The 23,102-nt window shown below is 62.1% G+C and carries 25 protein-coding genes; 5 read left to right on the plus strand and 20 right to left on the minus strand.

The window, feature by feature from the left end; all coding sequences use genetic code 11:
- Nucleotides 1-27: 27 nt before the first annotated feature.
- The 5 genes from NMG46_RS17245 to NMG46_RS17265 form a co-directional block, all read right to left on the minus strand.
- Entirely contained in the window at nt 28-810 is a 783-nt protein-coding gene (locus NMG46_RS17245) for an SDR family NAD(P)-dependent oxidoreductase (RefSeq protein WP_254818841.1), read from the minus strand.
- Between the two features lie 96 nt (nt 811-906).
- Nucleotides 907-1,821, minus strand: a complete 915-nt coding sequence (locus NMG46_RS17250) for a PfkB family carbohydrate kinase (RefSeq protein WP_254818842.1) — start codon at nt 1,819-1,821, stop codon at nt 907-909.
- Nucleotides 1,818-3,014, minus strand: a complete 1,197-nt coding sequence (gene uxuA, locus NMG46_RS17255; RefSeq protein WP_254818843.1) for a mannonate dehydratase — start codon at nt 3,012-3,014, stop codon at nt 1,818-1,820. Before uxuA ends, NMG46_RS17250 begins: the two co-directional genes overlap by 4 nt.
- 150 nt (nt 3,015-3,164) lie before the next feature.
- Entirely contained in the window at nt 3,165-3,824 is a 660-nt protein-coding gene (locus tag NMG46_RS17260; RefSeq protein WP_254818844.1) for a ThuA domain-containing protein, read from the minus strand.
- An 11-nt stretch (nt 3,825-3,835) separates the two neighbouring features.
- Nucleotides 3,836-4,933, minus strand: coding sequence for a Gfo/Idh/MocA family protein (locus NMG46_RS17265; protein WP_254818845.1), 1,098 nt, complete (start codon nt 4,931-4,933; stop codon nt 3,836-3,838).
- Nucleotides 4,934-5,198: 265 nt separating this feature from the next.
- On the opposite strand from NMG46_RS17265, the gene NMG46_RS17270 reads away from it, so the two are divergent.
- Nucleotides 5,199-6,107 (plus strand): dihydrodipicolinate synthase family protein, encoded by a 909-nt coding sequence (locus tag NMG46_RS17270; RefSeq protein ID WP_254818846.1) that lies wholly within the window; start codon nt 5,199-5,201, stop codon nt 6,105-6,107.
- Here the strand turns inward: NMG46_RS17270 and NMG46_RS17275 are convergent, their stop codons facing one another.
- The 6 genes from NMG46_RS17275 to NMG46_RS17300 form a co-directional block, all read right to left on the minus strand.
- On the minus strand, nt 6,108-6,506 hold the full coding sequence (locus tag NMG46_RS17275) for a DUF1801 domain-containing protein (protein WP_254818909.1): 399 nt from the start codon (nt 6,504-6,506) through the stop codon (nt 6,108-6,110).
- A gap of 91 nt (nt 6,507-6,597) precedes the next feature.
- Nucleotides 6,598-7,068 carry a DUF1801 domain-containing protein gene (locus NMG46_RS17280; RefSeq protein ID WP_254818847.1) on the minus strand — a complete coding sequence of 157 codons (471 nt, stop codon included), beginning with the start codon at nt 7,066-7,068 and terminating at the stop codon, nt 6,598-6,600.
- A 4-nt stretch (nt 7,069-7,072) separates the two neighbouring features.
- Complete coding sequence (locus NMG46_RS17285; protein ID WP_254818848.1) at nt 7,073-7,303, minus strand: hypothetical protein; 231 nt, start codon at nt 7,301-7,303, stop codon at nt 7,073-7,075.
- A gap of 86 nt (nt 7,304-7,389) precedes the next feature.
- A complete protein-coding gene (locus NMG46_RS17290) occupies nt 7,390-7,782 on the minus strand; it encodes a VOC family protein (RefSeq protein WP_254818849.1) in 393 nt (130 codons plus the stop codon).
- A 74-nt stretch (nt 7,783-7,856) separates the two neighbouring features.
- Nucleotides 7,857-8,267 (minus strand): SRPBCC domain-containing protein, encoded by a 411-nt coding sequence (locus NMG46_RS17295; RefSeq protein ID WP_254818850.1) that lies wholly within the window; start codon nt 8,265-8,267, stop codon nt 7,857-7,859.
- Entirely contained in the window at nt 8,264-8,587 is a 324-nt protein-coding gene (locus tag NMG46_RS17300) for a helix-turn-helix transcriptional regulator (protein WP_254818851.1), read from the minus strand. Before NMG46_RS17300 ends, NMG46_RS17295 begins: the two co-directional genes overlap by 4 nt.
- 193 nt (nt 8,588-8,780) lie before the next feature.
- Here NMG46_RS17300 and NMG46_RS17305 point away from each other — a divergent pair, with 193 nt between their 5' ends.
- Both NMG46_RS17305 and NMG46_RS17310 read left to right on the plus strand, forming a co-directional pair.
- Nucleotides 8,781-9,023 (plus strand): type II toxin-antitoxin system Phd/YefM family antitoxin, encoded by a 243-nt coding sequence (locus NMG46_RS17305; RefSeq protein ID WP_254818852.1) that lies wholly within the window; start codon nt 8,781-8,783, stop codon nt 9,021-9,023.
- On the plus strand, nt 9,023-9,448 hold the full coding sequence (locus NMG46_RS17310; RefSeq protein ID WP_254818853.1) for a type II toxin-antitoxin system VapC family toxin: 426 nt from the start codon (nt 9,023-9,025) through the stop codon (nt 9,446-9,448). The genes NMG46_RS17305 and NMG46_RS17310 overlap by 1 nt, the downstream gene beginning before the upstream one ends.
- Nucleotides 9,449-9,585: 137 nt before the next feature.
- Here NMG46_RS17310 and NMG46_RS17315 read toward each other — a convergent pair whose 3' ends face one another.
- The 9 genes from NMG46_RS17315 to NMG46_RS17355 all read right to left on the minus strand — a co-directional run bounded on the left by NMG46_RS17315 (nt 9,586) and on the right by NMG46_RS17355 (nt 18,485).
- Nucleotides 9,586-10,842: an RNA polymerase sigma factor gene (locus NMG46_RS17315; protein WP_254818854.1), complete on the minus strand. Its 1,257-nt coding sequence runs from the start codon at nt 10,840-10,842 to the stop codon at nt 9,586-9,588.
- An 85-nt stretch (nt 10,843-10,927) separates the two neighbouring features.
- A complete protein-coding gene (locus NMG46_RS17320; RefSeq protein ID WP_254818855.1) occupies nt 10,928-11,329 on the minus strand; it encodes a YciI family protein in 402 nt (133 codons plus the stop codon).
- Nucleotides 11,330-11,594: 265 nt separating this feature from the next.
- The gene (locus tag NMG46_RS17325) at nt 11,595-12,377 is read right to left on the minus strand and encodes an ABC transporter ATP-binding protein (protein WP_254818856.1); all 783 of its coding nucleotides are present in this window, start codon (nt 12,375-12,377) and stop codon (nt 11,595-11,597) included.
- 10 nt (nt 12,378-12,387) lie between these two features.
- Nucleotides 12,388-13,185 carry an ABC transporter permease gene (locus tag NMG46_RS17330; RefSeq protein WP_254818910.1) on the minus strand — a complete coding sequence of 266 codons (798 nt, stop codon included), beginning with the start codon at nt 13,183-13,185 and terminating at the stop codon, nt 12,388-12,390.
- A gap of 97 nt (nt 13,186-13,282) precedes the next feature.
- Complete coding sequence (locus tag NMG46_RS17335; protein ID WP_254818857.1) at nt 13,283-14,248, minus strand: ABC transporter substrate-binding protein; 966 nt, start codon at nt 14,246-14,248, stop codon at nt 13,283-13,285.
- 260 nt (nt 14,249-14,508) lie between these two features.
- Entirely contained in the window at nt 14,509-15,240 is a 732-nt protein-coding gene (gene hutC, locus NMG46_RS17340) for a histidine utilization repressor (protein ID WP_254818858.1), read from the minus strand.
- Nucleotides 15,241-15,270: 30 nt separating this feature from the next.
- Nucleotides 15,271-16,293 carry a zinc-binding dehydrogenase gene (locus NMG46_RS17345; protein ID WP_254818859.1) on the minus strand — a complete coding sequence of 341 codons (1,023 nt, stop codon included), beginning with the start codon at nt 16,291-16,293 and terminating at the stop codon, nt 15,271-15,273.
- 15 nt (nt 16,294-16,308) lie between these two features.
- Nucleotides 16,309-17,631 (minus strand): histidinol dehydrogenase, encoded by a 1,323-nt coding sequence (gene hisD, locus NMG46_RS17350; RefSeq protein ID WP_254818860.1) that lies wholly within the window; start codon nt 17,629-17,631, stop codon nt 16,309-16,311.
- An 80-nt stretch (nt 17,632-17,711) separates the two neighbouring features.
- Nucleotides 17,712-18,485, minus strand: coding sequence for an SDR family NAD(P)-dependent oxidoreductase (locus NMG46_RS17355; protein ID WP_254818861.1), 774 nt, complete (start codon nt 18,483-18,485; stop codon nt 17,712-17,714).
- A gap of 198 nt (nt 18,486-18,683) precedes the next feature.
- Here NMG46_RS17355 and NMG46_RS17360 point away from each other — a divergent pair, with 198 nt between their 5' ends.
- A complete protein-coding gene (locus NMG46_RS17360; RefSeq protein WP_254818862.1) occupies nt 18,684-20,744 on the plus strand; it encodes a N,N-dimethylformamidase beta subunit family domain-containing protein in 2,061 nt (686 codons plus the stop codon).
- Between the two features lie 1,142 nt (nt 20,745-21,886).
- Complete coding sequence (locus NMG46_RS17365; RefSeq protein WP_254818863.1) at nt 21,887-23,101, plus strand: glycosyltransferase family protein; 1,215 nt, start codon at nt 21,887-21,889, stop codon at nt 23,099-23,101.
- Nucleotide 23,102: the final 1 nt, after the last annotated feature.

Below are 23,102 nucleotides of genomic sequence, written 5' to 3' on the forward strand. Positions count from 1 at the left end.
ATGGCTGCGCAAGCAGCAGCGCCGACGTTATTCCTTGCGCGGAGAACCGCCGATGCGCGCCAGCAGGCCGCCATCAACACGCACGACTTCGCCGGTGACGAAGGAGGCATCGTCGGACAGCAGGAAGGCAACGACGGCCGCAATCTCTTGCGGCTGGGCGGTGCGGCCGAGCGGATGCATGTTGTCAAGGATGCGCATGATCTCGTCGGGCTTATCGTTCAGCCTGACCGCATCCCGCAGCATCGGCGTGTCGACCGCGCCCGGAGCCACGGCATTGACGCGCACACCGAGCGGCGCATAGTCGACGGCCATGGATTTGACCAGCCCGATCAAGCCGTGCTTGGCCGTGCTGTAGGCCAGAACCCCTTCCTGGCTGGCCAGGCCTTGCACCGAGCTCATATGGACGATGGCGCCGCGGCTTTGCCGCAGCAGCGGCATCGCCGCGCGGGAGAGCAGATAGGCAGCCTTGAGGTTGACGTTCATCACCTCGTCCCAAAGCGCCTCGTCCGTGGTCTCCACCGTTCCGTAACGCTGGATGCCGGCATTGTGGGAAAGCATGTCGAGCCCGCCGAACGCGGACCGGGCAAGCTCGACGGCGCGGCAGCAGGCTTCAGTGTCGGCGGTCGAGCCGAGCACGGTGTGCACGGTCACGCCGCGCGCCGCAAGCTGCGCCGCGACCTCGTCCAGCTGATCGCCCACACGGTCGAAGAGGATCAGGTCGACACCTTGCTGGGCCAGCCTTTCGGCGACAGCACGGCCGATGCCCATGGCCGCCCCGGTGACCAGTGCGCGTTTCTTGAACTCAGCCATTTCTCCTCCCACGAACAGTTGCAGCGGCTGCCATGGTAGTCGGTCAGCGACGCATGGCGTACCCTTTTCGCCGAGCGGGCCCGAGCGTATGCGGCGTCATGTCGATCCTTGCATGAAGGCCAGTGTTTCCGCGCGCGTCGGCGCGCCGAGCCGTCCGCCAAAACGCAGGCACTTCAGCGCAGCGGCGGCGCTTGCCACCGCTATCGCCCGCTCTTCGTCCCAACCTTCAGCCAGCCCCAGAGCGAAGGTGCCGTGAAACACGTCGCCCGCCGCCAGCGTGTCGACGGCTTCGACTCGCGGCGACGGCAGATGACGGACATCATTGCTGCTCGGGTGCTGGAACGCGGTGCCGTTCGCCCCATCGGTGATCGCGACGAAGGCGCCGGTCCGTTCGCCCAGAATAGCGACGGCGGAACCGGCGGAAACCTCTGGACCGCAAAGGATACGCGCCGCGGGCAGCGAAGCAACGACATGCGAGGCGAGCGGCAGCAATCGGTCGAGCACGGGTCGCGACGCAATATCGGCATCGAGGATCGCCGGAATGCCGCATTCGCGGGCCTGCGCCAGCGCCATCGCGGCGGCTCCGGGCCAACGAACGTCGACCAGGACGGCGTCGAAGCGGGAAAAATCCACGGGCGGAAGACGGTCCGGATCGGCTTGCGTGACGGAATCGTAGAAGGGCACAATCATGCGCTCGCCGGCGGCATCGACCAGGATCGTGGCAATGGCCGAGCGGCCACCTTCAACCCTGCGCACCAACGAACAGTCGACCCGCTCCGCCTCCATCTGGGCGATGACATCGCGGCCGACGGCATCGTTGCCGACGCTTGCCCATAGCCAGACCTGCCCGCCCTGGCGGCTTGCCGACGCGGCGGCACTTGCCGCCATGCCGGCGGCGATCTGCACGGCCTCGCTCGGCAGGAACTTGCCGGCGCCGGACGGCAGGACATCGAGGCGCAAGATCGTGTCGTAGGTGAGCGCGCCGACGCAGAGCAGGCGGGGCGCCCTCATTGCAGCCTATAACCGCGCTGATGGGCAATCGCCGTCATTACGCCTCTCAGTTCGGCAAGGCCGCGAAGACGGCCGATCACGGGGTAGCCGGGATGGGTGTGCCGCGTGGCGTCATCGATCAGCTCGTGGCCGTGATCCGGGCGAAACGGCAGCAGCGCCGGTTGCCCGGCGTCGCGGCGGCGTTGCTGCTCGTCGAGCAAGATCGAGACCACCGAAACCATGTCGACATCCCCGTTCAGATGCTCGGACTCCATGAACGACCCGTCCGGATCCTTGCTGACGTTGCGCAGGTGCACGAAGTTGATCTTGTGCGCAAAGCGCCTGGCGATGGCGGGCACGTCATTGGCCGGATTGGCGCCCAGCGACCCCGTGCACAAGGTAAGGCCGCTATGGGCCGATGGCACCGCATCCAGGATAAAGGCGATGTCGTCGGCGTTCTTGACGATCCGGCACAGGCCGACGAGATCGCGCGGCGGATCGTCCGGGTGGATCGCCAACGTGACGCCCGCCTCTTCGGCCGCCGGCAGCACGTGTTCGAGAAAACGGACGAGATTCTCGCGCAGCCGGTCGTGAGACAGGCTAGACTGCTCGGCCACCACTTCGCGCAATTCCGCTATGTCATAGCGCTTGAAGGCGCCCGGCAGGCCGGCCATGATGTTGGCAAGCAGACGCTCTTTTGACGCATCCGGCGTCGCCTCGAACCATTCGCTTGCCCGCTGGAGAACATCGGACGCATAGTCGCGCTCAGATCCATTGCGCTGCAGCATGTAACAATCGAACGCGGCAAGCTCGTGCATGTTCATGCGGAGCGCCCGTCCGCCGCCCGGCAGCGGCGCAGCCAGGTCGGTCCGGGTCCAGTCGAGGATCAGCATGAAGTTGTAGCAGACCGTGCGCACACCGCAGGCGCCGAGATTGCGTAAGGTCTGCCTGAAATTGTCGTAGAGCCGGTCGAGATCGCCGCGGCCGAGCTTGATGTCCTCGTGCACGGGCACGCTCTCGACGACGCTCCATTTGAGGCCCATCGCCTGATCCGCCTCGATAAGCGCCTGGCGCTGCCTGATGGCGTGGATCGGCCAGACTTCGCCGTAAGGAATGTCGTGCAATGCCGTCACGATGCCGGTCGCGCCGGCCTGCCTGGCATGGGCAAGCGTTGCCGCGTCGCTCGGGCCAAACCATCGCCACGTCTGCTCCATTCGACCTCCAGCTACGGCTCCCCGACGAGACTGCTGTCTATTGGATGCTACCATGGCAGTCAATTGCTTGCCGCAGCCCAGTGCTGTGTCCGCGTTCGGGCGGCCGCCCTATGAGAGATTACAACGATACGTGGCGTTCAGATTGAACAGCTACGCAAGATCCGGGTTTCGGCTGGCCCAAAGCATGCCGCGCTCGAACATCGTACGCATTTGCGGCACTGCGAACTCGTCGGCGGTGTGGCCGAGTGCGCTGTAGAAGACGCGGCCCTTGCCGTAGCGGCGCTTCCAGACAACCGGCATGACGACGCCGGCGATGAAATCGAGATGCTCGCCGGTGAAAGTAGTCGTCGCCAGCACCTCGTTGGTCGGATCGACATGCATGTAATACTGCTCTGAACGGTAGGCGAAGCCGTCGATGCCCTGCATGACCGGATCGTCTGGCATGGTGATCTCGACGTGATAGTCGATGATGTTGCCGGGATGGGCGACCCACTGGCCGCCGGTCATGAACTGGTATTCCGGCTCGTTGCGGAAGCTGTCGCACATCGTGCCGTGAAAGCCCGCAAGGCCGGTGCCGGCCCCGACGGCGTTGGTCAGGTTTTGCAGTTCCGGCTTTTCGATCGTCGACATGGTGATCACCGGGACAATGAGATCGAGCTTGCCCAGTTGCGGATCGGCAAGCGCCGAAGTCCCCTGCTCCAGCTGCACGTCGAAGCCGTTGCCGGCCAGCATCTCCTTGACGATGTGGGCGCTACGGGCCGGCGTGTGGCCTTCCCAGCCGCCCCAGAAAATCAGTGCCGTCTTGCTCATCGTGTCATCCCCTATTCCAGAATTCCGAAAGGCAGATCGGCGTGCATTGGCGCCGGCCGCGCGCAGCCATATCTCAGGTCGATACGCCGCCCTGTCTCTGCTGAAGAGATGATCGATTCCATGATTTCCAGGACATGGAGGGAAAGATCGAGGCTGGCGCGGTGTTGCCTGCCCGAGACGATCGCCTGCGCCATGTCGGCGAGGCCGAGGCCCCGGTAATTGCCGTCGCCATAGGAATGGATCTGATCGGCCACCGTCCAGTCGCCCTTGCGCTGGCTGGTCCTGATGTCGCCCTGGAACTGATTGGGGTCGGAGACGATCATCGAGCCGGTGGTTCCGTAAAGTTCGATGTGATTGTGTTCATGCTTCCAGACGTCGAAGCTGGTGGTGATCGAAACCGCCGCGCCGTTCTCGAATGTGAGCAGGCCGGAAATATGGGTCGGCACCTCGACGTGTATCGTTTCGCCCTGGCGCGGTCCGGAACCGATGGTGCGGGTGGGATAGGATGCCTTTGCCTGCCCGATCACGGATTTTGCCGGACCCAGGAGATTGACTAGGCAGGTCAGATAGTACGGTCCCATGTCGAGCATCGGCCCACCGCCGGGCTGATAGTAGAAATCCGGATTGGGATGCCAGAGCTCGTGGCCGGGCACCTGCATGAAGGCAGAGCCGGCGACAATAGTCCCAACCGCATCCTCATCGACCAGGCGCCGCGCCGTCTGGTGGGAGCCGCCAAGAAAGGTGTCGGGTGCGCAGCCGACACGCACGCCCTTTTCGCGCGCGGCCGCGACGAGCCGCTCGGCGTCGCTGAGCGTCGTTGCCAGCGGCTTCTCGGAATAGACGTGCTTGCCTTGCCCGACAGCCTGCAGGCCGACCGGCACATGATGCTGCGGCGTCGTCAGATTGAGCACGATCTCGACGCGCGGATCGGCCAACAGCGCGTCGACCGGCATCGCAGCCAGGCCGTAGGCCGCTGCCTTGGCCTCGGCTGCCGCCCGGTTGATGTCGGCGGCGCCGATAATGTCGAGCACCGGGAATTGCGGTGATGCCTTCAGATAGGCATCCGAAATGTTGCCGCAGCCGATAATGCCGACACCGATCCTCCGCATGGGCTTCTCCTCAAAAGGCGGCATTGATGAAACAGCAGAACTCGTTTGTCACCCCCCTTTTCGGCCGGACGCGGTTGTCCCGTGACAAGGGCTTACCTCGAGAGCCTCAGAACCGCCGCCCGATCACAATCGCGCGCTTATGCGCGAGCCGCTTGCTTTCGAGGTCGAACGGCCGGTACTCAGCAACACTGCTTCCTGTAGCTTGCTCGACATTTTGATGCCGGCTTTGAGCACAGCACAGATTTTCACCCGTAGAAGGACGCACATGACCCGCCCACAAGGAACCATCGCTCCGATCCTGACGCCGTTCGAAAACGACGGCTGCATTGCCCGCGACCTCTGGATATCACACGCCAAGTGGGTGCTGGATCAGGGAGCGCATTTCCTGTCGCCGTTCGGCACCACGGGCGAGGCCTTGTCCGTCTCGTTGCGCGAGCGCGTGCAAGCGCTGGAGTGGCTGGTCGAGGCCGGCATTTCGCCAAGCCGGCTTATGCCCGGCACCGGTGTCACAGCACTTGCCGAGACTGTCGAGCTGACCGCGCATGCCGTCGGGCTCGGCTGTGCTGCGGTGATGGTGCTGCCGTCGTTCTTCTATACGGCCGCCGGTGACAACGGACAGGCCCGCTACTATGGCGAGCTGATCGAACGGGTGGCGAACCCGGCGATGAGGATGATCCTCTACCACATCCCGCAAAATTCCGGCGTAGCGGTGAGCCCGGCGCTGACCGCCCGATTGAGCGAAGCGTTTCCCGATGTCGTGGTGGCTTACAAGGACAGCGCCGGCGACTGGAACAACACCGCGGCGGTCATTGCGGCAGCCCCAAGGGTCGCGGTGTTCCCGAGTTCGGAAGCACAGCTGACGAAAGGGCTCGCCAACGGTGCTGCCGGCTGCATCTCGGCGACAGTCAATCTGAATGCCGCAGCGATCCGGGCCCTCTACGACGCAGTGCTGGCGGGAGAGGACACTACGGACGCGGATGCCGCCATCAGGGCGTTCCGCAAAATCATCCAGGACGCCGGCCTCATCACTGCGATGAAGGCAGTGCTGGCGGTCCGGTCCGGCGACAGACGCTGGCTGAATCTGCGCGCGCCGCATGAGAACGCGACGCAAGCCACCGGCGAAGCCTTGCTCGCCGCTCTCGGCCCGCTAGCCGACCATATCGGCCGGAGCTGACTATCGGGCCGTGTTCAGGGCGGCAGCAGCGCGTATCAGCGCCTTGAACGCATTCTCATCTATGTCTTCGCCCTCACGGATATCGATGGCGCGCCTGGTGTTGCCGTCGAGGCTGGAGTTGAACAGGCCGGAAGGGTCCGGCAGCGAGGCGCCCTTTGCGAAGGTCACCTTCACGATATTCTTGTAGGTCTCGCCGGTGCAGATTATTCCGGCGTGCGACCACACCGGAACGCCCCGCCACTTCCACTCCTCGACCACTTCCGGGTCGGCCTGCTTGATGAGGGCGCGGATACGGGAAAGCGTCTTGCCTCGCCAATCGCCCAGCTCGCTGATCCTCGCATCGATCAGCTGAGAGGGAGAGTTGCCTGCATTTCCTTCCATCGAGTCACTCTTCGTCATCATTGTCGCTTTCCCTTGGGTTGTTGCCGCTCGCCCGTCACATGAATACCGCTAGTCGGCACCGGATTTGCCGGGATGACTGGCATTCCACTCACATTCGCTCGCCTGGCAACTGGCTGGCTTGCTTTATCCAGTCGGCGAGTTGAGCTTCGTCGAGCAGGTCGTCCTCGTAAATATCGAGGTAGCGCACGTCCTTGTGCTTGGACTCACCGGGTGGGACGGGACGCAGCGACGCGCCGCGGAAGAAAGCCAGCTTGATGTACTTTGTGAAGCAATGGAAGTTGAGGAACCAGCCTTGGCCTTCGACGCCATAGAAGGGCGAGTTCCATTTGACGGCCTTGCGCACGTCAGGGACGTTGCGCACGATGAGCGCGTCGAGGCGACGCCCGACGTCGCGTTTCCAGCCCGGCATGGCCGCGATGTAGGCCTGCACAGGAGCGTCACCATCACCCTTCGGGATCTGCGGGTTGCCGCCTGCGAGGAGGACCGGCTTGGCGGCTGCAGGCTTGGCGGCGGACTTCTTCGCGACCGCCGATGACCTGATGGACGTCTTGTTGGCCATTCGTTCACTCCAATGCGCCGGTGCCCCCCGCGCTGCGCCGCTTGGGCGCGTAAGGCAGCACGAACATGTACAGTCCGGTAAGCAGGAGCAAGCCGAGTGGAAACAGCGGCAAGAGGTATACCCAGTAGGAGGGTTCCTTGCCTACTCCCAGGCTGATGAAGATGGCGGCGACGACCGCGGCAAAGATGATCGACAGCCAGCGGTGGATCTGCCGAACCCATTTGTTCCACTCCATTGAGACCTCCTCTGAAGACGAACCGAGCGGATCGGGCGGCCCGTTTGGCGGCTCCCGCCGGGCAGCCACGCCACTGAATGCGTGCCTTACCAGCGCGCCAGCTGTGTGATTTGAACGAGATTGCCGCAGTTGTCGTTCAGCTGGGCTATGATCGAGCCGGTTACTTCGGTTGGCGGCATGGTGAACTTGGCGCCGCGCGCTTTGATGCGCTCGTAGTCCCCCTTGACGTTATCGGTGAAGAACATGACCGCGGGCTGGCCCTGCTGGAAAATGGCTTGCTGGTAGGTCTTTGCAGCGGGGTTGTCATTGAGCGCGAGTTGCAGCTCGGCACCGTCCGGCTCGTCGGGTGATGCGACGGTCAGCCAGCGAAACGGCCCTTTGCTGAAATCGGCCTTCTTGGTAAAGCCGAGCGTTTCGGTGTAGAAACCCAGAGCCTTTTCCTGGTCATCCACGTATACTTTGGTCAACTTGATCTTCATTGGCTTGCCTCCATTATCGCTCCGCCATCTGCCGCCCTGTAACAGAGCCCTTGCTTGAATAGCGCTGGCGGATCTCAGTCCGTTCGCGCCAGAACCTGCTCCAGATCGTCAAAGAACCTTGGCCAGCCGACTTTGGCACCCCGGAAGTAAGGCTGCTGATCCGGCCGAAAGCCGGACTGTTCCATGCGCAAGCGGGCGCCGGTGCTCGTGGGGGTGATCGTCCAGGAGACGACACTCTTGAGATCCTTGGTATTCCACGTGTAAGTCAGCGTTCTGTTCGGCTCGACCGTCTGGACCTGACATTCGACAGAGCCCCAGGCCGCGTGAAGGTTGAAACGGTGGTCCGCGACAGGTTTGAAGTCGTTTTTCATAAGCCACTCCTCGATCAAGTGTGGTTGCGTGAGCGCGCGCCAGATCTTCTCGGGCGGATAAGCGATTTCCCGTTCGACAATGACGGAGAGCGTTTCGCTCGCTATTTCGTTCACTGGTCCATCCTTTTGAGCAGGTCCTCGAGGTCGTCGAACCGGCTCTGCCAGAACCCGGTCATCTGGCTTGTCCAGTCGATCAGGGGGGCAAGCGCGGCGAGCTGCGCGCTATAATGGGTCTGCCGTCCCGCATGGCGGTCGCGCACCAGCCCCGCCTGCCGCAAAATCCCGAGATGTTTCGACACGGCCGGTTGCGATATCCCGGCCTGAGCCGTCAGAGCGCCGACTGTCTGCTCTCCCTCGCGACACAGTCGCTCAAAAATAGCGCGCCGAGTCGGATCGGCAAGCGTTCTGAAGAGCACATCGTGAGCGTTTGGCATTAGGATAGATAACCCTTCGGCTATTGATCAATGCATAACCACCGGGATATGTGTGAGTCAAGCGGGAAGCGGCATAATTCTCGTTGCAGGAGCAATCACTTGCTTCGCTCACGCAGCCAGTTGCTTATTCGCCGTGCACTGGAATTGTCACACGTGATTCGCTATATGAGCATCTACATGGTCAGGAGCTGACATGGACGCGGTCAATCTGGCGGACGCCAAGGCACATCTGAGTGAGCTCATCGACCGGGTCGAGGCTGGAGACTCGATCGACATAACCCGGCGTGGCAAGCCGGTCGCCAGGCTCACGGCCGTGGCCCGCCCTCGCAAACGGATCGACGCCGTCCTGCTCCAATCCCTGACCGCAACCATGCCTCTGCAGGCTCAGGCTGCCGCCGATCTGGTGCGATCGATGCGAGATGGCGATCGCTTTTGATGTCCTATCTCGATACTTCGCTGATCCTCGCGACGCTATCCAACGAAGCCATGACCGCGCGCGTTCAGGGCTGGCTGGCGGAGCAGGACCCAGCGCAACTTGTGATCAGCGACTGGACCATCACCGAGATGTCCTCCGCCATGGCGATCAAGCTTCGGACCGGACAGATCGACTTGGAGCAGCGCGCGGCTGCGCTCGCGATGTTCAATAAGCTGGTCGCTGAGAGCTTCACCGTGTTGCCGGTGACGGGCGGGCATTTTCAGGTCGCCGCGAAATTCGCCGATCAGCATATGCTCGGGCTTCGTGCTGGCGACGCCCTGCACCTCGCGACGGCATCGGAGCATGGCGCCACAGTGTGGACCCTCGACCAGCGGCTCGCCGAGGCAGGACCGATTCTCGGCGTACCGACGCAGTTGCTGGCATGATCAAGGCCTCTCCTCCAAATGAATATACCCAAGCTGCGTTGCGAGTTGATCACGCTCATTGAAGGGAGCTGGCCGGGAGCGAACTGACGGCTTTCGATGTTGCCCTAGCGGCGCGTCGGGCACGCAGAGCGATGCTGTCAACCACAAGCGTCTGCACGGGCGAGGAGAAAGGCCGCTTCGCGCGCGTTGCGGGTGAGCTTGGCCGCAGCCTCGAATTCGGCGCGGGCCTCGGCCAGCCGGCCGGCCCGAAACAGAAAATCGCCCCTCGCCGCCGACAATGGCGCATAATTGCGCAAGGCGGCGGCGTCGGCAATCTCGTCCACCAGCCGCAGGCCCGCTTCAGGCCCGAAGGCCATGCTGTGGGCGACCGCTCGATTGAGATCGACCACCGGCGAGGGCATCACTGCTCGTAGCCGGTCGTAGAGCGCTGCGATGCGGGGCCAGTCGGTATCGGCCGGACTGCGCGCCCGCGCGTGACAGGCTGCAAGCGCGGCCTGCAACACATAGGGGCCATCGCCCCCGAGAGCTTCGGCACGGGCCAGCGCGTCAAGGCCCCGGCGGATCAGCAGTCGGTCCCAGCGTGCGCGGTTTTGCTCGGTCAGGGTCAAGAGGGCGCCGTCCGGCCCGATGCGTGCGGGCAGGCGCGATGCCTGGATTTCCATCAGAGCCAGCAGACCGAACACCTCGGCATCCTCGGCCATCAGACCCGCCAGCATACGGCCCAGCCGTTGTGCCTCCAGGCACAGGCCCGGCCGGACAAGGTCGTCGCCCGCCGTGGCAGCATAGCCTTCATTGAAGATGAGGTAGATGACCTCCAGCACCGAGGAAAGACGCACTGCACGCTCGGCACCGCGCGGCACCTCGAAGCTAAGCCCGGCCTTTCCGATCGTCCTCTTCGCGCGGACGATGCGCTGGGCGATCGTCACCTCGCTCGACAGGAAAGCACGGGCGATCTCGTCCGTCGTCAGGCCGCCGATGACACGCAGCGTGAGCGCTGCGCGAGCGTCGGCCGAAAGTATCGGGTGGCAGGCTGTGAAGATGAGGCCCAGCAGCTCGTCGCCAAGATCGTCGTTCATCGCCATTTCGTTTCCCTCGGCCGTACGGTCGCACTCGCCGTCCAGCTCCCGGGCGATCTCCTCATGCTTGCGCTCGCGCATCTTGTCGCGACGGATCGCGTCGATGGCGCGGCGTTTGGCGACCGTCATCAGCCAAGCGCCGGGATTGGCCGGAACGCCGGTCCTGGACCATTCGGAGAGGGCTATGACCAGGGCGTCCTGCACCAGTTCCTCTGCAAGGTCGACATTGCGCACGAGGCGGGCCAGGCCCGAAATGAGCCGGGCTCGTTCAATGCGAAAAATCGCCTCGATCGCCTGGTGCGTCTCGCCTGCGGTCATGCTGCCTTGTCGGCCAAAGCCACAATGGAGGCAAGCAGGTTGCGGCCGACAGGTTCAGTTGCCGGTGCGCTTCTCGCGCGTCCGGTCACGGATTTCCGTGACCTCCGGCGTCAGATTCCCATTGCCAATCAGCCATCTCGTACAGCGGCCGGATTTCGATCTCGCTCGGTCCTGGCATGGGATTGGGGCAGCGCTTCACCCAGGCGACCGCCTCGTCCATGTCCTTGACTTCCCAGAGCCAAAAACCGGCGACCAGTTCGCGAGTCTCGGCGAAAGGCCCGTCGATGACCGTCCGGCGGGGACCATCGAACGTAACGCGCTTGCCCTGCGAGGAGGGCTTGAGGCCGTCGGCGTCGAGCAAGATGCCGGCATTGCGCAGCTCGTCGTTAAATTTGCCCATCGCCTCCATCGCCTCTTTCGCCTCGGGCGTCGGGAGAAAGCCCTTTTCGCTGTCTTCGGTAGCCTTCACGAGCACCATCACACGCATCGTCTGTCTCCTTGTTTGAGCCGGCCTCACCGACCGGCAGCGAAACGACGAACGGAGTTTAGGAAATCGACATTGTCCTGCAGATTTTTTTTCGAGCTTGAAGAGAAAGATGCCGATGGCTGCTCCCCTGGTCAGGGGTCGCGATGGCGCGATATCGAGATTGGGCGCTACGCTGGTCGCCGATTGTAAGTAATTCTACGCTAGAGTCCTCCGCGTCCAGCCGCGTTGGTTCCGCTCTTGGACCCGACACGCATGAGTGGCCTGCCTAAACCATTTCGGGACGTTTAGAAGCCTCGCGGATCGCCTTGTGCACGCGGCGCTGCAAATCCATGAAGGCCGGAGTTTCCATGATCTCTTCCCGGCGCGGGCGCTCGATATCGACATTGAAGGTCTGCATGATGCGTCCCGGCCCGATCCCCATCACGACGATGCGGTCCGACAGGTAGACGGCTTCTTCCACATCATGGGTGACGAAGAGCACGGTGAGCCTGTGCTCCTCCCAGATCTGCGTCAGGAGTTCCTGCATCTGATACCTGGTCAAGGCATCGAGCGCGCCAAAGGGCTCGTCCATCAGAAGCATTTTGGGTCGATAGGAAAGGGCACGCGCTATGGCCACGCGTTGCTTCATGCCGCCAGAAAGCTCAGACGGATAGCGATTGGCGCTATGAGGGAGCTTGACCAGATCGAGATGCTCGCGCGCTATTCTGCGGCAGGTCGCGCGGTCATGACCCGCGGCCTTGAGCGCGAACTCGATGTTCTGCTGCGCCGTCAGCCAGGGAAGCAGGGTGTAGGACTGAAAGACGACGCCGCGGTCGAGGCCCGGCTGCAGGATCGGCGCACCATCGATAGCAAGATCTCCCGCGTCGAAATCCTGCAGTCCGGCAACGATCGAGAGCAGCGTGCTCTTGCCGCAACCCGACGTGCCCACCAGCGAGACGAACTCGTTGTCGGCAAGATCGAGATTGATATCGCGCAGCACTTCCGTGCGCCGCGCGCCCGTGCCGAAGCTTTTGTGGAGGCCTTCGATCCGCAGTTTGGGCAAACTCATCGGCCCGGCCTCATTGCACGTGGCCCTCCTGCCGGAACAGCACTTTTCCAAGTGCCTTCATGACTTGGTCGGTAATGAGGCCAAGCACGCCCAGCAGCAGGATGTAGCCGATGATGGTGTTTGTCTGGAAATAGCGCTGGGACACGGTGATGCGGTAGCCGAGGCCTGATGTCGCCGCGACAAGTTCTGCCAACACCAGCCAGGTCCATGCCCAGCCGAGACTGATGCGCAGCGTATCCCAAATGCCTGGCAAGGCGCTGGGAACGACGATGCGCGTCAGGATCTTGCGATCCGGCAGGCCGAGCGTCCTGCCAAGGCCGATGAAATCAGCGGGAACCCGCTTCACATTGTCCATGATCATCAGCACCTGCTGGAAGAAGGTGCCGATGAAGATGATCAGGAATTTCTGGGCATCGCCCGTCCCCGACCACAGGATGGAGAGAGGCACGAAAGCGACCACCGGCATGTAGCGGATGAAATCCACAAGCGGCTCAATCGCCGCTTCCCAGGTCCTGAAGCTGCCGATCAGCACGCCAATCGGAATCGCCAAGGCCGAGGCGATGAGGAAGCCAACAGAAATACGGTATATCGAGGTCCTGAGATCCAGCCACAGCGTGCCGTCACCCGAGAGCTTGCCGAGCTGGGTCACCACGCTTCCCGGCGACGGCAGGAAAATTGGCTTTACCAATCCCAGCCCCGTTGCCGCCCACCAGGCGAGGCCGAGGCCGGCAAAGACGGCCACTGCTATCATCAGGAAGCGCGAGCGTGCGATGGGCGCGCCGATCCCGGAGGATCGGCGACGGCGCATCGGCTGTTTGATCACCGGCCCCGGCGCTGCGTGAGACGGGCTTGGCTTGGTCGCACGCTGCTCGGACATTTGCGTCACCACCGCGAGCCGGCCCTCGTCATTTCGCGGCCTTGACGAATGACGGGTCGATCATCTGTTCCGGCGTCACGTCCGCCTGCAGCAGCCCGGCGTTCTTGGCGGCCGCCTCTACATCCGCAAATGTCTTGGTGGAGAACTCCCCGGTCAGCGCATCCTTGTTTTCGGCGAGAGTATAGTAACGCACGCCATCAAAGGCGGTGTTGAGGTCTTCGACGCTCGACCCGACCGCCTTGGAGATGATCGCCCGGCCGTCGGGCGTGTCGGCGTTGTAGGCCTTCAGGGCCGCATCCCAGGTCTTGATCATGGCAAGCACCTGGCCGGGACGCGACTTGATCACCTCGTCGCGCACCACGAATACGTCACTGATCAGGCCGGGATCTTCGCCCGCGGTGAAGAGCAGCTTGAGGTCCTTGTTCTGCGCTCTTGCCGCGGTGAGATAAGGCTCATAGGTGACTGCGACTGGAACCTGGCCGGCGATCAAGGCGCTGCCGGCATCCGCCGCCGGCATTGGAACCGGCTGGACATCGGCGATCGACATGCCGTTCTTGGCGAGCGCGTATTTGAGCAGGATGTCGCTCGTCGTGCCTTCTTCGAAAGCAACCTGTTTGCCCTTGAGGTCGGCGACGGTGGCGATGTCCTTGCCGGCGATCATGGCGTCTGCCGTCATGCTGACGTCGAGCAGAAGCACGATCTTCACCGGCAGGCCGGCCGCAACCATTCCCATAGCCGTGTGCGTCGCGATGTTGGCGGCATCGAGCTGGCCGCTCGCCAGGGCGGCATTGATATCCTTGTCCTCCGCGAAGTTCACGATCTGCACGTCGGACAGCCCGCTTGCCTTGAACAGGCCCTTGGCCTCGGCGACGTGCCACTGGCCGTAGCCCAGCCATGGCTCGATGCCGATCTTGAACGTTCCTGCCTCAGGCGTCGCCGGAATTGTCGTGTCGGCCGCGTAGGCCGCCGGGGCAAACCCGACAGCAGCAGCCATAACGAGCGCCCGAAATTGTCCTGCTAGATTACGCATCATCTTGTTCCCCTTGATGATCACGCCGCTTTTTTGAACCAAACTCCGGCCTGGTGAGAATGCCGGCGTCTGCTCTTGCGGCACCGTGCCTCGGCATCTTAGCTGCCCGTTCAACGAAAGTGCGACGACACTTCAACGTTAGCAATAGCGGATGTCAAGGCTAAATACATACATGCATATACAAGTTAGACCCCTCCTTCCAAGTCTGATTGGCTTCACTGCTATCAAGTTTTTTTGGACGGAGAATACCGGCTGCCAAGCGAATAGCGGCTGCCAACGTAAGTCAGCTTGCTGATCGTGGCAACGATGGCGCCCGTCCATGTCCGGCGATGCAGAAACAGGCAGCAGCTGCCGACATCGATGCCCAGATACCGCGCCGTCTCCGCATCGGCAGGGGTCGCCGAGATGATGTGCTCGACCTCCGTCACCGGGGTTTTCTGCATGAGGTAGTCGTAGGTTGCTGTCTTGGAAAAGTCCTGCTTGTCGTAGTCGGGTATCAGGCCCGGGTTCACGAAGCGCTCTTCCAGTTGCACAGGCAGGTCGTTCTCGAAGTTGACGACGATGGAATGATAGACCGGCGCGCGTTTTGCGAACTCGAAGGAAAGCGCGAGCTCCTTTGTCGGCGTGATCTTTTCGAGCACGATAACCTCGGAGCGATGCCTGTTTCCCCGCGCGACAATTTCCGCCGCGATGTTGTTGATCTCGATCAGTGCTGATTGCGGTCGAGGTGGCGCGATGAATGTGCCGACGCCCTGAAGCCGGATCAGAAAACCCGCAGAGGTCAACTCCCGCAAGGCACGATGAACCGTCATCCGGGACACGCCGAGTGTCGCCACGAATTCATTTTCGGACGGCAGCTTCCGGTCCTTGCTCCATCGGCCCATTCCGATGTTCGTCAGGATGTAGTCCTTGACCTTCTCGTAAAGAGGGCTGGCGGTGTCGGGCAAAGTGATCATTTCAAAATCCTTTCCGGCAACGTTCGGAAATCACACGGGCCCGGAAGACCGCATCCGGATGATTGTTTTCAAACCATCGCCCTGCCCCGCCAACAGCCGCTCATAGGCTGCGGGAACATCATCCAGGCCGATCTCGCGGTCGATCAGTTCGACCATGGGCTCGGTCAATTCGCCGAGCATCCGAATGGCGTCGGGAAGCTCATCGGCAAAGGCGTGGCATCCCAGCAATGCGATTTCGCGTTCAACTAGGATGTTGGGATCGATGTCGAGGCGCCCATGGAATATGCCGACCATCGCAACGGTGCCACCGGCATCGAGAACGCCGAGCAACTGGCTGAGTGCTGCGATGCTGCCGGTCGCTTCGACGGCAGCAAGCAGGGGGGCATCCGCGGTGGCGGCGGCAATGGCGTCCCGGTTCAAGTCGACGATGCTGGCACCGGTCACCCGCGCCACCCGGGCGCATCGGCCAGGGTTGCGATCGGCGACGAGCACGGTACCTGCGAATGTCCGGGAAAGCAGCAGTGCGGCAAGCCCGCCAATAGTCCCGCAGCCGACCACAAGAACGGAGCCGGCCGTTTTCGGCAGACGCCGCACTGCGTGCAACGCTACAGCCAGCGGCTCGGCCATCGCAGCGACCCGTTCGTCAAGCGCGGCATCGACGACGTGCAGCAGGCGTGCGGGCAGGACCGCCTGTTCGGCAAATCCGCCGTCGCATATCTCGCCGACAAAGCCCAGCGACGTGCAAAGGTGCCGCCTGCCTGCATGGCATTGCGCGCATTCTCCACACCAGAAACGGGAATCGGCGACCACGCGGTCGCCAACAGCAACGATGTCCACGCCCTCGCCGATGGCGATCACCGTGCCTGTCAGCTCATGGCCAGCCGTCGAGGGCGCCCGGCTTATCCATTGGCCCGTGCGAAAGTTGTGAAGATCGGAACCGCAAATGCCTGCGGCATCGACCCTCAGCTTCACCCAGCCTGGCTCGGGAGCGCCTGGCGCGGCGATATCCTCGACGCGCAGGTCGCCGGGTCCATGGAGTCGCGCCGCCCTCATCGTCATCGTTTCCGCTCAGCCGGCGAGATAGCGATCGCGGATCTCCGAAACCGCGTTCTCATGCGAGCTGAACCCTTCGTAGCGGGCGAGCCTGCGGGCATGCAACGCGAGTTCCGGATAGGCCGCCGAGGTCACATAGCCGACCGACGATCTCTTGACGAAATCCGTCACGGAAAGCGGTCCAAAGGTTCGCGCCCACCGGCTGGTCGGCAGCACCGCATTGGGTCCCAGGACGAAGTTAGCGAGGGTCACCGGCGTGTGCGGTCCCATGAGGATCTCGGCGGCTTCTGTGATACGTCCAAGATGCGCAAATGGCTCCGTTGACAGAATCTCGAGGTGCTCCGGGGCATAATCGTTGATGAAACGGTAGCTGTCCTCCAGCGACTCGGTCAGCACGATGCCGCCGCGCTTTCCAGTCAACACCGCGCGCGAGAACTCCACACGCTGTTCGCTCATTCGGGACCAGTGTTCCGGTATGGCAATCAACGCGGCTTCGGCGACCTTGCGGTTATGCGTCACCAGATAGGCCGACGAATCCGGGCCGTGCTCGGCCTCTATCAACAGGTCAAGAGCGGCCAGGCCGCCGTCGACGCTGTCATCAGCAAAGATGATCGCTTCGGACGGGCCGGCAGGCAGGCCTGTGTTGATGATCGGGGACAACACGCTCTTTGCCGCCACCACCCACGGGCTCCCCGGCCCGACGATCTTGACGGCAGGCTTCACGGTCTCGGTTCCATAGGCGACGGCGGCGACCGCATGGGCGCCGCCGCACTTGTACACGGTCTCCACGCCGGCAATGCGGGCAGCAACCAGCGTCGCGGCGTCGACGGAACCATCCGAAGTCGCAGGCGTCACGATCGCGATCTGGGGAACCCCGGCAATCACCGCCGGAACCGACGTCATCATCGTCACCGAGGGGAAGGCGCCTTTGCCGCGCGGAACATAAAGCGCAACGGAAGCAATCGGTGTGTATCGGTCACCCGCATAGGCGCCCGGCCGAACTTCCTTGAGCCACATCGTTTCCGGGCGCTGCTCCTCGTGGAAATGCCTTATGTTCTCAATGCCGAACCCGATACTCTCCACGACATCCTTGTCGACCTTGTCGAATGCCGCGTCGAACTCCGCTTCCGAAACTTTCAGCCCACCGTCGGCAACATCGGCTTTGTCGAGTTCGCGCGCAAACCGGAGCAAGGCCGCGTCACCTTCATCCTTGACGGCCTGGATGATTGGACGGACCTTTTCGATGAAGGAAGACAGATCTCCTTCGGCGCGTTTCAGTAAACTGGACCGCTGATCGACACTGAGGGATGACAGGCGGTGGAAGCTGACGTCAGACATGGCGGCTCCTTTTCTTAGGACGCAATTACGGTTAGCGCTTGTCGATCACTTCTGGGACACATCTCCGGCCCCTGAAGCCTTCAAATCGATGCGAGAAAGCCTCCATCCACGGGAATGGACTGGCCGGTTATGTAGGCTGCCGCATCCGAAGCGAGGAACACCGCGATTCCGTGCAGGTCCGGGAGATCACCAAAACGGCGCTGCGGAATCTTGGCGAGCATCGATTGCTGCCATGCCTGGTTGCTGTAGAACACGTCTGTCATCGCTGTCCTGAAATAGCCAGGCGCAATGGCGTTGACCCGGATCCCAAGATCGGCCCACTCCACCGCAAGCGCCCGCGTCATGCCGAGGAGGCCTGATTTCGACGAGCCGTACGGCACCGCCGTGGGAACCCCAACCTCGGAGGTCAACGAACAGAGATTGATAATGACGCCGGGCCGTCCGGCGTCTCTCATCTGCCGCGCAGCGGCCTGGGCGCAGAAGAAGGCGCCTTTGAGATTCGTATCGACAATCCTGTCCCACAAGGCCTCGTCGACATCGAGTGAAGGCCGGATCTCTTCCGTACCTGCATTGTTGACGAGAATATCGAGACCTCCGAGCAGGCTGCCGGCCTCGGCTGTCGCCGTCCGGCACCGGTCGACGTCAGTGACGTCCAGGGCGACGGCGTGCGCGACCCCGCCGGCGGTGCGGATGGCGGCTATCGTCTTCTCGAGCGAGGCCACACTGCGCGCCGTGACGGCGACGTCGGCGCCGGCCGCGCTGAGCGCCTCGGCGATGCTGCGCCCGATGCCACGGCTTGCGCCGGTTACAAGCGCCTTCCTGCCTGACAGATCGAAGAGAGATGCGTTGCGCATGTCATCCTCCTTGGTAATGTCGCGCTTGGACCGATCGCGTCGAGACTATCCGAATGCAGCTTATCTATACAAGCATGTACATCATGGCTGTAGTGCGCCATGCGAAACTCTGCTTGTCAGAGCGGCAGCGCATTGGCCGACATCGGACCGGTCTACGCGGTTCGCCCCAGCCCATCTGGAGTTCATCGGGAGGGATATATGAAGCGCGCAGTAGACCACGACGCGATGAGCGTGGTGGGCTATACCACCCCCTGGAGTGCCAAAGCAGGCCAGCGGATCAAGCTCAGCCTGTCATGCGATCGGCCGATAAAGACCACACGAATTTGCCGGCTCGACAAGCCGGCTCCGGAATTTCTCGCCTGGCCCATCGAAACGGTAGGTGAAGCACGGCATCGGCATTTCGACCAGGGGTCGTTCCTGTTCGTGCGAGCCGGCGAACTGGCCAAGGTACAAGCCCTCCACGGCATACGTTTTGAGCTGTTCCTCACGCGCAACGAAGGTGCGCGCACGATCCTGGAGGCAGGCGCCCTCGGGCTGCGCCTCCGCGACGGCGCATTTGTCGTGGAAATCGGCGGCGAAACTCTTGTCGAGAAGAAGGCGCCAACCGGTGTGTGGCTCGCTGTCGAGTTGGATCTGCGGCAGGAACAATCGCGTCTGCGCATCAAATCCCATGATCTTCTCGCGCCTTACGAACTCCGTGAAGGTTTTGGCAGCCCGGCGCGGAATCTCCAAGGGCACGGCATCCATTTCGGCGCAAGTGCCACCAACCACGAACCTACCCTCAACGCGAAATTTGCTGCGATCCGGATCGACACCCCACAGGGGACTGTTGCCTGGGATTTCCCGACGCTGTTACCAACGCAACCGATCCTGTCGTCTGGCGGAGCAGATCCGCTGCTCCTAGATGTGATCAATCAGCCAGCCTTCTGCGTGACTTCGGCACGCTGGGACGGATCGAGCTTCGAGCCTCGCTTGGTGCCGTCGCACTACGACGCTATCCATTGCCACGACGACGACATCGGCCCGCTTGAGTGGCCGGCATCGCACCGCGTGACGATCCCTGAAAACGCACACCCAGGCGTCTACGCGTTCCAGGTCGAATGGGAGGGTGGCTACGAACGCGTGGTGTTCTTCGTCACCTCGTCACAGGTCTCGTCGCCGCTGTTGTATCTCGTGCCGACGGCCACCTATCTCGCTTATGCCGACGAATATCTCCCGGATCATCTTTATGAATGGAAAGGCGACGACCGGGGACATCGCTTCGCGATCGCCAACAATCTGAAATCTCTTTACGACTACCATTCCGACCTCAGCGGTGTTTCCATCTGTTCCTACAAAAAGCCGAAAGTGACGCTCAGGGACGATTACGATTATCCGCTCTGCGGCTGCCCACACAATTTGCCGGTCGATCTGCACTTCCTCCGATTCTGCCACGGAAATGGAATCATGTTTGACGTCCTGACCGATCACGACTTGCACGAATGCGGCATAGACGGTCTGCGTCGACATCAAGCCGTCGTCACCGGCAGTCACCCCGAATATATGTCGATCGAGATGGAGCAGGCGCTGCGGCAGTTTGTGGCCGAAGGCGGCAGCATCGCCTATCTCGGCGGAAACGGCTTCGCTGCCACTGTGGCCTTCAAGGACGACCTGATGGAGCTGCGGCGCTCGCCGCTGGAGGCAGGCCGCACCTGGGATGGCCCGGTCGCCGAACAGGCGCTGTCGATCACCAACGAACCAGGCGGCTATCTCCGCTCGCGCGGCCGAGGCGAATTCTCGCTGATCGGCGGCGCGATCTCACTGATGGGATTCGAAGGCGCGCGCCCCTTCACGCGCACTGAGGAAAGCCGTGAAGCAGCATGCGCATGGCTGTTCGAAGGCGTTGAAAATGCCACCTTCGGCACGGACGGCATCGTGCTGGGCGGTGCCGCGGGCTACGAAGTGGATGCGACAGATCCAGCCCTCGGCACTTCCGCTGACACCGTCGTGATCGCGCGGGCGACGGGATTTCCGGACAGCTTCTTCCAGGATCCGACGCGCTGGTATGAGGGCGGCGATACGCAACGCATCGCCCGCCGCTGCGCCGAAATGACCCTGCGAAAGCTCGCAGCAGGCGGCTTGATCTTTTCGGCAAGCTCGGTTGCCTGGTGCGGCGCGCTGCCAGCCGCAGGCGCCATGAACGATGTCGGCAGGATCACGCTCAATCTGCTTAACCGCCTCGGCACCACGAAAGAAGAACCCGGCCGAGAAAATCAATAACCTTCGGCGAAGGTACTGACCAGCGGACTGCGGGACCTCGAGGAGCGCGGCGTCCCCGATAGCGGGCGGGCATTTAGAGAGTGGTACTGCGCAGTGACTTGGGCCCTCCAAGAGTCTAAGCAGCCAGCATGCTTCTGACAGCATGAAGGAAAAACCGCTGCATACCCCGCTTTCTTGCCGTCTACACCATGAAGCCCGAAGACCTCGCTCGCTTTCGCAGCCTGCCTAAGCCGAGCAGGATGCGATTGATGCCGTCGGCTTGCAGCAATGGGCGGACTGGGAGGAGAGAAATGCCGCATTTTTCCCCGATCGCGGCGACTTCAACGCCGTCAAAAAATTATGCTCTTGATTCTAACGGCTAAAGTAGCCGCAAAAATATTTTGAGGTTTCGCCAACTGTCGGGACCAATCGAGCGGTTTTTGCACCTCGCGACGTTCGATGGCCCGCTCAGGTCGTCTCAAAAAGTACCGTCACCGCCCCGGCTAAGGCATTAGCCAGAGGCCATAGCGATTGACAAGCAACCGGTGTTGCACACACCCCGCTGCGGGCGGTGCGTTGTGAGCGCTGGCATCCACTCGATTCCTGGCGAAATTCAGGCTAGCTTGGGCGATAGATGGCTCAGTTCTGGTCGGTGAATCATAATCAGACCGCTCGTCAAGAGATTGATGGGCAGCACCTTTGGTCTCCCAAGACCGAGAGCGATGGCGCGCGAAACGAGTTCTGCAACAACAACATGTGCCGTGCGACGCCCGGCGACCCTGTCCTTTCGTATACCGATCAAGCAATTGACTATATGGGCAGGATCGAGGAATTCGCTTTCACCGCTCCGAAACCATCGAGTTCGGAGAGACCGGAGCTTATTGGAATCAAGAGGGATGACTTCTGCCGATCTTTTGGACACCGCTTTCCCCTTCGATTCATCCCAAAACAACAACGGGGAGTCTCGGCCCGCTCCCGCCGAGGCGATATTCGCCACTCCATCTAGTTTCGGACTCAGGCAATCAGAAAGCCCTATCTGACAGGCATTCCACAGAAGTAATGCAAATTCAAAATCGCGGCCTCATGTTTCAAAACCAGGATGGTTTCGAAGCCGGCGGGTCGCTCACGGTCCTCAAAGCGAGAATTCTAAGAGACGTTCAACAATGACCCAGCACGCAGAAAACGCTCGAATTCTCATGTACAGCCACGACACGTTCGGGCTGGGCCACTTGCAGCGCTGCCGAACTATCGCGCATTCGCTGGTCGAGGATTTCCGCGGACTTCAGGTGCTTATCATTTCGGGTGCGACTATCGCTGGCGCCTTCGACTACCGTGCCCGTGTCGACTTCGTGAAGATCCCCAGCGTCATCAAGCTGCGCAACGGCGAATACACCTCGCTGGAAAAGGACATCGATCTGCATGAGACGCTAAGGATGCGCCAGTCGATCATCCGCCACACGGCCGAGACCTTCCGGCCGGATATCTTCATCGTCGACAAGGAACCGCTCGGCCTGCGCGGTGAGATTGAGGACACGCTGTCCTACCTCAAGACGCGGGGCACCACGCTGGTGCTTGGCCTGCGCGAGGTGATGGATGCGCCGCATCTGCTCGAAGCAGAGTGGGCACGCCGGGACGTGATGCGCAAGATAGGCCTGTTCTACGACAAGGTCTGGGCCTATGGCCCGCCGGATTTCTACGATCCGTTGACCGGCTTGGATGTGCCGCCGGCTGTCAGGGCAAAGATGAGGTTCGTCGGTTTCCTGCAACGGAGCCTGCAGCGGAACGAGTTGCCCGGCCATCGGCCCGAGGGCGACTATATCCTCGTTACTACCGGTGGCGGCGGTGACGGCGCCGATCTGATTCACGACGTCATCGATGCCTATCAGCAGGATCCGCAATTGCAGCATAGGGCCCTGATCGTCCTTGGGCCTTACATGCCGGCGCGCAAGCGCAACAAGCTGCTCAAGAAGGGGTCCAAGGTCCCCTATATCAGGATCATCGAGTTCGACAATCGCATGGAAGACCTGATTGCCGGAGCCAAGGCGGTGGTGGCGATGGGCGGCTACAACACCTATTGCGAGATACTGTCTTTCGACAAGCCGGCGCTGATCGTGCCGCGCGTCGAGCCCCGCAAAGAACAACTGATCCGCGCACGGCGCGCGGCCGAACTCGGCCTCATCGAGATGTTTTTGCCGGAAGAAGCCGAGGATTCCCGGCGGTTTGCCGATGCACTGAAGGTGCTGCCGGACCGGCCCCGCCCATCGCAGAGCAATCCGCATCTGACGCTGGAAGGGCTGCCTCATATTTCCGAAATCGTCGCCGAACTGCTCGACCGGCGGGCCGGCCATCACCTTTCGGTCATTGAAGGAATGACGTGAG

This window comes from Mesorhizobium sp. LMG 17147 (assembly GCF_024297145.1).
In the GTDB taxonomy this organism is placed as follows: domain Bacteria; phylum Pseudomonadota; class Alphaproteobacteria; order Rhizobiales; family Rhizobiaceae; genus Mesorhizobium.